This window comes from Leptospira sp. B5-022, assembly GCF_000347035.1.
Classification (GTDB): domain Bacteria; phylum Spirochaetota; class Leptospiria; order Leptospirales; family Leptospiraceae; genus Leptospira_B; species Leptospira_B cinconiae.
Genome location: NZ_ANIJ01000047.1, coordinates 50,894 through 60,000, shown reverse-complemented (window position 1 = coordinate 60,000; position 9,107 = coordinate 50,894). Strand labels below are relative to the sequence as shown.

8 protein-coding genes (1 of these 8 cut by a window edge) are annotated in these 9,107 nt (G+C 40.9%); 2 read left to right on the top strand and 6 right to left on the bottom strand.

Going from position 1 to position 9,107, the window contains the following annotated elements:
- A protein-coding gene (locus tag LEP1GSC192_RS16540; protein WP_020771132.1) for a DNA-3-methyladenine glycosylase I crosses the window boundary here: on the bottom strand, positions 1–584 show its 5' portion. The gene continues 121 nt to the left of window position 1, outside the view; the window shows 584 of its 705 coding nt (coding positions 1–584); its start codon is at positions 582–584; its stop codon lies beyond the left edge, outside the window.
- Positions 585–893: 309 nt separating this feature from the next.
- Between LEP1GSC192_RS16540 and LEP1GSC192_RS16530 the strand changes: the two genes are divergently transcribed.
- Positions 894–1,334, top strand: a complete 441-nt coding sequence (locus LEP1GSC192_RS16530; protein ID WP_020771395.1) for a carboxymuconolactone decarboxylase family protein — start codon at positions 894–896, stop codon at positions 1,332–1,334.
- Between the two features lie 96 nt (positions 1,335–1,430).
- Here the strand turns inward: LEP1GSC192_RS16530 and LEP1GSC192_RS16525 are convergent, their stop codons facing one another.
- The gene (locus LEP1GSC192_RS16525; protein WP_020771499.1) at positions 1,431–3,005 is read right to left on the bottom strand and encodes a methyl-accepting chemotaxis protein; all 1,575 of its coding nucleotides are present in this window, start codon (positions 3,003–3,005) and stop codon (positions 1,431–1,433) included.
- Between the two features lie 95 nt (positions 3,006–3,100).
- Entirely contained in the window at positions 3,101–4,219 is a 1,119-nt protein-coding gene (locus LEP1GSC192_RS16520; protein WP_020771424.1) for a hypothetical protein, read from the bottom strand.
- Between the two features lie 148 nt (positions 4,220–4,367).
- On the opposite strand from LEP1GSC192_RS16520, the gene LEP1GSC192_RS16515 reads away from it, so the two are divergent.
- The gene (locus tag LEP1GSC192_RS16515) at positions 4,368–5,291 is read left to right on the top strand and encodes a hypothetical protein (RefSeq protein ID WP_036090746.1); all 924 of its coding nucleotides are present in this window, start codon (positions 4,368–4,370) and stop codon (positions 5,289–5,291) included.
- On the opposite strand, the gene LEP1GSC192_RS16510 is transcribed toward LEP1GSC192_RS16515, so the two are convergent.
- The 3 genes from LEP1GSC192_RS16510 to LEP1GSC192_RS16500 all read right to left on the bottom strand — a co-directional run bounded on the left by LEP1GSC192_RS16510 (position 5,288) and on the right by LEP1GSC192_RS16500 (position 9,034).
- A complete protein-coding gene (locus LEP1GSC192_RS16510; protein WP_020771279.1) occupies positions 5,288–6,505 on the bottom strand; it encodes a hypothetical protein in 1,218 nt (405 codons plus the stop codon). The genes LEP1GSC192_RS16515 and LEP1GSC192_RS16510 overlap by 4 nt on opposite strands.
- An 83-nt stretch (positions 6,506–6,588) precedes the next feature.
- Entirely contained in the window at positions 6,589–7,512 is a 924-nt protein-coding gene (locus LEP1GSC192_RS16505) for a DMT family transporter (protein ID WP_020771506.1), read from the bottom strand.
- Between the two features lie 7 nt (positions 7,513–7,519).
- Entirely contained in the window at positions 7,520–9,034 is a 1,515-nt protein-coding gene (locus LEP1GSC192_RS16500) for a M14 family zinc carboxypeptidase (protein ID WP_020771157.1), read from the bottom strand.
- Between the last annotated feature and the right edge of the window lie 73 nt (positions 9,035–9,107).

Genomic DNA, 9,107 nt, shown 5'->3' with positions numbered 1-9,107 from the left:
GCCGACAGATCCTTTTTGGATTTTCCTGTAGAAGACAAAGAAAGACCTACATCGCGTAAACATAATATAACATCGGAAGATAAAATAAAGGAATCCCTTCCGATAAAACGTAAGAAGTATTGCCCTGTATTTCCTCCCAACCTGGATCCGTGCTTGGAAAGAAAATCCAAAAGTCCGATCTGATCCTGGACGGGCCAATCCGCCAAAAATTTTCCGAAACTACCGTGTTCCCGAGCGATATCCACAACAAACTGCGCATTCTTTCTCACAGAAGAGATCTTTTGCGCATTGCGTATAATCTTTTCGTCCAATTGTAAGGCGTCCCAAAATCGATTCGGCTGTTTGAGTAATTTTATTGGATCGAAACCTAAGAACGCTTCTTCGAATCCGGGCCATTTATTTTCCACAACCTTCCAAACAAAGCCAGCAGAGAAGATCCGCTTTGCCATTTCACTAAGCACCCGATCATCGGAGAGGCGACTAAGTTTGCTTTTAGGGCTTATTATGGGAAGAAGGGATTGCAACGCCTTCTCTCCGCCTTTTCTTTTAGCCGCCCTCTTTTGGATCTTGTCAAAAGAAACCATTTATACTCCTAAATCCAAACGATAAGATCGTAAAATAAGATATAAATGAAAAACTCAAATCTCTCTTAGTAAAGAAAAAATCGAAACCTTTAAAGGAGCAGAATATATCTTCACTTGTTGGAATTCCAACATGAGTAGAGCGACTAAAATGTAGTTGTAAAAATTGCGAAGATCTGATACAAGGACTTTGCTGTTCGCGGGTACCACCGTACCGGCCCCCACCCAAAAAGGGCGGGGCCTTTTCAAAAATCTCCCACCCATTGTCACAATCTCTCTCCTCGCGCGTCTTTCTTTTAAAAGAGGAAACAAATGAACGCAAGATTCAATTATGCCAAAGTATATCCCCAAGTTTTCGAAAGAATGATAGAGATGGAAAACTTTGCTAAGAGCTCAGGGATCGAAATCAAACTTTATGAGCTGATCAAGATCAGAGCTTCTCAGATCAATGGTTGCGCTTTTTGTATCAACATGCACACCGTTGATGCCAGAAAGTTAGGAGAAGAAGAAAGAAGGATCTATCTTTTGAACGCTTGGAGAGAGGCGCCTTATTATACGGAAAAAGAAAGGGCTGCTTTAGAATTAACGGAATTTGTGACTAAAATTTCGGAACATGGGGTTCCGGATGACCTGTATACGAGAGTTCGAGCCCATTTTGAGGAAAAGGAATTTATCGCTTTGATCGTCGTAATCAATACGATCAATTCCTGGAATCGGATTGCGATCTCCACCGGGATGACGGCTCCGAATTGAAAAATACTTTCCGTTTCGTATTTCATACGTTCCTTTTGGGACAACTTCCGATCGAAGGACGTATGAAATATTTTTTAATATTTATAATGTTGGTTTCTATTCCAACTTAGTTGCTTCCAAGGTTTTTGTCAAAGACTGAGAAGTTCCTTTTAGTCTTTCCAAACTAGTTCGAAGCTTTTCCGTGATCTCGGACATTTCCATAGATCTTTTACTCAGATATTCTATCCCGTCTAAGATCTGTTTAGCTCCATTCGATTGTTCTAATGTGGAATTTTTCATCTCTTTGGAAAGTTCACGGATCTGTTTGTTTTTATCCTCCACTTCGGTAGATAAACTTTTTTGTTTGTCTACCGAGTCCCCTACTTGAGCAAGAGCTTCTCCGATTGAACCGATCCCCGCCGTCAACTCACGGAATGCCTGGACCAACTCTCCGAATTTTTCGGAACTTGTATCGGAAGCTTCTCCCAAGGCTCCGATCTGTTTAACGATCTCTTTTGCGTTTCTGGAGGAAGAATCCGCAAGTTTACTCACTTCCTCCGCTACTACCGAGAATCCTTTTCCCGCTTCCCCCGCCCTTGCCGCCTCTATGGCTGCATTTAAAGAAAGTAAATTCGTTTTCCCTGTAAGATCTTGGATCACTCCTAATATCTTACTCACTTCCTGGACCGTACCCTTAAACTGAGAGAATACGTCTAACGCAACTCGGACCGTGCCCTCCCCCTCGATTGCTGTGGCAGCCGAACCTTCGCCTAGGCTTCTTGCAAAGGAAACGGCTTCGAATACTCGGACCATTTGGTCCTTCCATTTATCGATGGAAGTGGAAGTATCATCTCCGAATTCATCCTGTTGTTCCGCCATTTTTGCGATGGATTCAATACTCGCACCCATCTCTTCCAAAGTGGCGGACGTTTCTTCCACCATACTAGCAAGATCGCGGCTACTATCTTCGTTTGCTTTAGCCACGTCTTCCACATCAATTAAAGATTTGCGAAGTTCTTCCGCTACTATTTCGGAACTTTGCAGAATTTCCTTCGCAGAGGTATAATTTCGAATCGCCCGTTCTTCCGCACTTTGTGCTTCTTCTACCAACCTTCTTACGAACTTGGTTGCATAGGAGATCGTAACCCCGAATGCGAATAAAAATACTCCCATTAAAATTACAAGAGGAGATCTCAATCGGACCATTCCTTCATAACCCATAGTGAGAAGTTGCGGGTTCAGAATAGTGAGTGCCATAGACATCGCGGTGAATTGAACTGCCAAGACGGTGGAAGTGATAAAAGTGAATCTAGGATTGAACCTAAAAATAGTCCCAGCTAAAATCAAAAAATAGATCCCGTAGTTTGCAGGGCTCAACACCCCGTTCGGTTTCCATTGGTCTTCCGTTCCAAAATACCCGGCCTGTACTATCGCATAACCGATAAATTCCATAAACACTGTGGCGTATTTCAACCAAGGTTTGTAACCGAAAAACTTCATTACAAAAATGGAAAAGAAGATTATGAAGGAATATGCGATGATTCCACCGATATAATAACCTAAAACCGATTGGATTCCGCTTTTCCAGGCTAGCCCAAATGCGGTTCCGAAAATAAAAACTATCGTTAAAAAGATCCGCAGATAATTTGCGGCTACTTCCCCTTGGCGTTCTAGTTCCAAATTTCTATTCATTATTCCTCGGTTAGGCGGTTTCGTTTTTGGCCTAAAATCTCTTCGAATCGACCGAGTGTCAAGCAGGGATATTATGTGGATGTAATTTAGAAGAATTAAAAGTTGATTGGGATCATTAATGCCAACTCGAGGGTGCTCATGTGGATCGTATATCCGGAATCCTTGAACAACGGTCCATGCCAACTCAGCCTAGCTTTTACGAACCCGAATTTAGGCGTTTCTACATAGATCATGTATGCAAAAACTTGTTTATCCTTAGCGTTGATGCTGGTTCTGGACAGTGCGCTCAAAGCTAATAATTCCAAAGGATTGTAATCATCCTTCAAAGATGTATAAACTAAAAGTGATAGTATATCCGTAGAAAAATTGGTGCCTTGGCTGGCAAGATACGCCCCCATTAATTCCAAATTATTACCTTGGCTTAAGTTTAATAATAGATAATTGAATAGCGGATCTCCGCTTCTCAGATCCACTAAGCCGGAGCTCAATTGTATAAAACTTAATGTGTTCAAAAAAGTATTTCTGTCACCCATTGCTCCATACAATTTTCCGATCATTTCTCCGGGATCCCTAAAGTCCACATTCCCTCTCATTCTGATATCGGCTAATCCGAAACCGACTCCCATACGAAATCCGTCTACGTCCGGATTTCCCCAATAGAATGTAGGTATTATATAATTATAATCTACTTTGACGTTAGTTCCGAGATCCGCAGTAACCGAATTTTTATCATTCTGTCCGGAACTACTGCTACTAGACGAAGAGGAACTTGAATCGGAAGAAGAACTTGTATCCGGAGCAGGTACTGAATAGGATTGTTTGTCGAACTCTTTTCGGGCGGAATGGAACAGAAGTTGAACTCCAAAAGCCTCGTTGATCTTAAAGTCCTTACTTCTGATATCAAAAAAGAAATTAGACCTTTGAGACGTTGTAGTCATCGCAGCGGACCTTCCTCTTCCGCTGATATCCAGGTCGGAAATAAAATCGTAACTTCCGCCCGGTTGTATGGAAAAAAACCTAGCCTTAGGGACTTTAGGAATGCCTAAGTCTCTATCGAACTTGTTTGCCTTCTGTCCCGAGTCATAATGATCTCGGATCTCTTTTAAGACATCGTCATCCAAATCCGTTTTTGGGGGAGAAGCGAAATTATAGATTGGAGTTAAAAAGAAGATCAAAAATAAAAAAAATAATTTTGCCCGGATATTTCGCTTCATGTAGTATAAGAGTTTTTCCAAAAAGTCGAGGCTCACAAAGGCCGACACTTAGTTTTTATTGATAGTTTATTTTGGGACGGACTATAAAGAACATTATTTATTTATTCGATCCAATTCGAGTCAACTAACAAAACGGATTGAATAAGTAATGGTACACTTTAAGATGGAAGCAATGGATTGGAGATTTAGGTCCTTACTTTTTCTAAACTTAACCGTATTCAGCATGGGTTGTATAAAAACCTTTCCTGTGCTGGAAGATCCTGTCCCTGGGGAAGAAGGTTTAGTTGCGTTTGGTCTGATCGTTGCCCAGGGAGGTATCTCGAATGGGATATTTAGAGGTTTAGAAGATTCGATTCCAAAAGAAACACATATATCTTCTCTCTCGGACAATACTTTAAGAATTAATCTAGAAGATCCAGGGCAGGAAATGGAGGGAGACGAAAATTACAGATTTTTATGGGTCAAAAAATTACAGCTAGGAAAATCGGATGGAAGTGCTCCTAAATATTTCGCAGTCACTAGACTCCCGCAAAACCAATCTTTAATATTGGACAGTGCCTCTTATTCTTATACCACAACTCATACCTACACTACCGTAAACAAATATGGGCATGTACAAACCCATACCTACACTGTTCTTCATACCAACTCCATCCGAATAGAGTATGATCCATTAGAAAAATCTAAATTTTCTTTCACAAATCCGGGTGGATTAGAGATCCGATTTATAGGAAATTTTATCGCCTATCCAAAAGATACAAATCCGACTTATGGCAGGCCTTATTTGGGCACCTACGTTATGGAAAATCTGGATACGTATCTACAGGGAAATCCGAATTTTTCTTCTAATATTAAAAGTAAATATTACGGAAAGGAAGAAATAAGTCCAAAAGGTGCAGAGATCCATTTCCTAAAAAGATTTATCAAAGAAAATCGATCTCGCTATTGGCAGGATATCGCAATTAAAAAACTTCTCCAATTAGATCCGAAGATTAGAGAAGCGGCGATCAAGGCAAAGATCCCAATCCCGACTCAAGATTTACGTGTTGAAAATTCCACCCAGGAGAACTAAGGTTTTGAGATCAGAGTATTAATCGTACCGCTAAACCCAGTATTCAAAATAGTCCAAGAAGAAGGATCCAATCCTGTTTCGGAATATATTACGTTTCCTGCTCTCCCCGCTCCTAAAAATAATTTCACGTACGGATTATAGGCTAAGCTTAAAAAGTCCGGCTGACCGTTATCGTAGGAACAGTTGCCGATCGATTCATAACCGGTCCAATTGGCACCCGCATCGGAGGAATTCATCCAAGTACAATTGTCTCCGAGTGCAACAATCATATTTCCCTTAAAGGCCATGGAATTCAGAAGAATGTCGTAGGTCCCCAATAATTCATTCGTAACTACTTCTTCCCAATCCCCTCCTGAAAGCTTTCGATTCACGTAATTCGCACCGTCTCCTTCTCCAAAAGAAAAACGGGATTGGTTCGGCCCTTTGGAAAACCAAAACGTATTCGGATTATAGTTAGGTGGAGAAGTAGGCATATTAGAATATCCTAAATATCCGGGTTGATCTGAATCGGAAACCCAAGTAGAACTTGCAAAACTATATTTTAGGATCGCACTGGATGAAGCATAGGATCCTGTTTCTCCCAGACAATGAATTCCTGCCGAATCCGCAGAAAGATAACAGGTAGAATTTAATCCTCCATCTACAATCGGAGTCGGTCCTAACTTTTTAAAATTCCAGCTCATCCCATCGGAACTGACCAACCCATAATAGTCCTCATTGGCTCCAGTTCCCATTTTATGGCCGGAAGCAAAAAACATCCCATTCCCATAGACCACTGATCTAAGAGGAGTATTAGAATAACTTAATATGTTTGGATTTGGACAGGCATGTTTTACCCACTCGACACCGTCGACACTGCTCCAAATACCGCAATTATTCGTGTTCGTTTGATATGAGGCGCTGACTGTACCGACAGCCACCCACCTTCCGTTACCTTGCGCTAGTCCATAGATCACTCCGCCGGAACAACCCGTAAAAGGAGTAGAGCCGCCTTGTCGAATGCTCCAAACAATTCCATCATTGGAAGTAAAAAGGGAACAATTATCCCCTGCAGCCATAAACTCCGGGCCTGCATCTCTACCGTTAAGTACCTCGGAAAGGGTAATATCCATGAGTAGACCAATGGGAGATTTGGCGGAGTCTATATCGATGGATTTGGCTTGGTTACAAGCCGAAATAGAAAGTAAAAATACAAAAAAACAAATCCGCTTCATGACAGGTACTCCGGACCTTTAAACCACAAATCAAAGTCTAAAAAATTGCAAAACTTTCGTTAAAATATGGGATAGAACAAGCTCTAAAATTTTTTTTCTCTACCCAAAAGTTCGGCTAATAACACACCTGTGAGCACGAAACTGCATCCGATCAAACCGGTTGCGTCCATCCGTTCATCCAAAGTAAAATAGGCAAGAATTGCGGAGAACACAGGCTCCAAAGAAAAGATCAATCCCGCTCTCGTAGGAGAGATCCCTTGCTGGTATTTTGTCTGCAAGAATGTAGTTCCCACAGAAGAGATCAAACCGTTATAGAATAAGGCAGGCATAACTCTGGAATCCATTTTGATAAACAATGGTTCGAATTCCGTCCAATGTAAGAGAAATGCTAGAAAAAAAGCGAATACACTGGTCACTAATGTTTGAGACAAAAGGAGAATATCCAAAGGGCAGGACTTACTCGCCTTATCCACATAAATAATATATAAAGAAAAGAAAAACGCGCCACCCAAAGTAAGTATATCGCCCAGGTGATAAGATATTATAAATTTATGATCTTCTCCCGTTGATTCTGCGGAAAGAAAGAATAGTCCCAACATTACCACGATCACGCCCAGTAAGTTTCCGGAACTTGGCAAACGTTTCAAAAACAAAGTCTGCAAAATAGGAGTGATAACCACCAAGGTCCCTGTCAAAAACCCGGACTTAGTAGCGGTTGTGTATTTTAAGCCGACTGTCTCGAATGCGAATCCAAGAAACATCCAAAAGCCCAATAAAAAGGCCAAGAAGTAAAGAGATTTGTTTGCCTTCCAAGTCGGATAAGATACGGGATCCTTTCGGTTCTTCAGAAGAATATAAATAATAAAAACGAACGTTGCGATCGCAAATCGGATACCGATAAATAAACAGGAAGAAATAGAGGCCAAACTCAGTTTTGTAGCGGAGAATGTCCCGCCCCAAATCAAGGTGCAAAAGATCAGCGCGGCCTCGTTTTTATATCTGTTCATTCCGATATTATTGTGCCGGGGTTTTCTTCTTTAGAACGATTTCCACTGCCTTCCAAGATTTCCAAGTGGTGCCCTGCCAGTTGACTGTCTCATATCCTTCCTTTTCCACTTTCAAATTAATACCTCTAATTCCGGGAAAGGATTGGAAAAACATTCCATCTTCTTTTCGAGAAGTCCTAACTTCCCCATGATAAAAAACGACCTTTTCATATTTGATATTTGCCGCTAAAGGATTTCCGTGTTCGTCTTTGATCTTGAAGTAAAGTTTACTTCCATCGGCAATTTCTTCCAAAAGGATCATCCATGCCGGTCTCAAAGATTCCATAATTTTCGGTACGTCCGAATATGGAGGATTCAAGTGAGAAGATTCAACTAAGTATGCGAGAGTCCCGTACTTAAAGAAATAGTAATCTTGATCCACCCCGTCCACTGCGTAGATATTTTTTTTAGCGCCGAAATTATGGTTTGGGTTTTTACTTTCTACGGCGGAAGCGATCCTCTTCGCTAAATTCCAAGTAAAGTCCGGTTCCGGATTAGAGGTTCCATCAATGGTATAAGGAACTAAGATACAATTCGCAAAAGCATGATAACTGATAGAAGCTACAAACCTTTCCTTTTCGGCTAAATTCATCATCGCTTGTGTCTCAGGCTCGGAACCGGGATACGGTCCTCTGAAAAATACGCTATTCGACATGGAAGAAGTTCGGTTCGATTTTGTTTTTCCCCAGAAGAATGGATAATTCCGATTGATATCTACTCCTGGATTTTCCTTTTCGGAGACTTGTCCCCAACCGGGATATCCGTTCTTTCTTCCCATCGACATATTCTCATGCCAGAAAACTCTGGAGCCGTCCGGATTTACGATTGGAACCACCCAGATCTTGAGTTTTGCAAACATATCCGCATACTTCTTCTTATGAGCCAAAAGTTCATAGATCACATCATAACAATGTTCCACGGAAATTACTTCGTTTGAATGATGAGCACAATTAAATAAGACGGATACTTTATTTTCATCCGGCACGGCAACGTCAGTGAGCAGAATTGCAGGAATCTCCCTACCCCTACTTGATTTTCCGATTACCTTGTGCTGCGTATGTCTCGGAAAAAGTCGATGTACCCAATATAGATAATGAGAATTTAATATATTATCCTTATAACCTTTCCTGATATCTGCTAATGCAAAAATGGATTCTGATAGGGAATTCTGGTAATTTCCGGAATAATATTTGAAAGGCATACCCTTTGCGATATTGATCCCTTCTTTAGGAAAACCGTATGTTTTTAATTTTTCCTTATGGATCACTGCATAACTATAATCTTTCTCTATAAACGTATAAGGAACTTCCCAAGAAGTTACTCTTTCGAATTCTTCCCTGGCGTTTTTATCTATTTTCAAAAGAATCGAGACGGAGCCGTCGTTTAATGGTCGAGAAGGAATAGTTTCCCTTAAAATGGAACAGGAAACTAAATAGGTACAAAAATAAAATTTGAGTAGAAAGACGCGAAGAAAGCCCGCCACAGTCGTAGTTTTTTGAAAGGGAATGGGGAAGAAAAGAAAGAATTGAGCGGAACGGTAAAATGCGAGATTATTT

What these genes read in the sequence shown, in the direction of transcription:
- LEP1GSC192_RS16505 (WP_020771506.1), bottom strand. Translation starts at nt 7,512, where the DNA reads ATGAACAGATATAAAAACGAGGCCGCGCTGATCTTTTGCACCTTGATT.
- LEP1GSC192_RS16515 (WP_036090746.1), top strand. Translation starts at nt 4,368, where the DNA reads ATGGTACACTTTAAGATGGAAGCAATGGATTGGAGATTTAGGTCCTTA.
- LEP1GSC192_RS16525 (WP_020771499.1), bottom strand. Translation starts at nt 3,005, where the DNA reads ATGAATAGAAATTTGGAACTAGAACGCCAAGGGGAAGTAGCCGCAAAT.
- LEP1GSC192_RS16520 (WP_020771424.1), bottom strand. Translation starts at nt 4,219, where the DNA reads ATGAAGCGAAATATCCGGGCAAAATTATTTTTTTTATTTTTGATCTTC.
- LEP1GSC192_RS16510 (WP_020771279.1), bottom strand. Translation starts at nt 6,505, where the DNA reads ATGAAGCGGATTTGTTTTTTTGTATTTTTACTTTCTATTTCGGCTTGT.
- LEP1GSC192_RS16530 (WP_020771395.1), top strand. Translation starts at nt 894, where the DNA reads ATGAACGCAAGATTCAATTATGCCAAAGTATATCCCCAAGTTTTCGAA.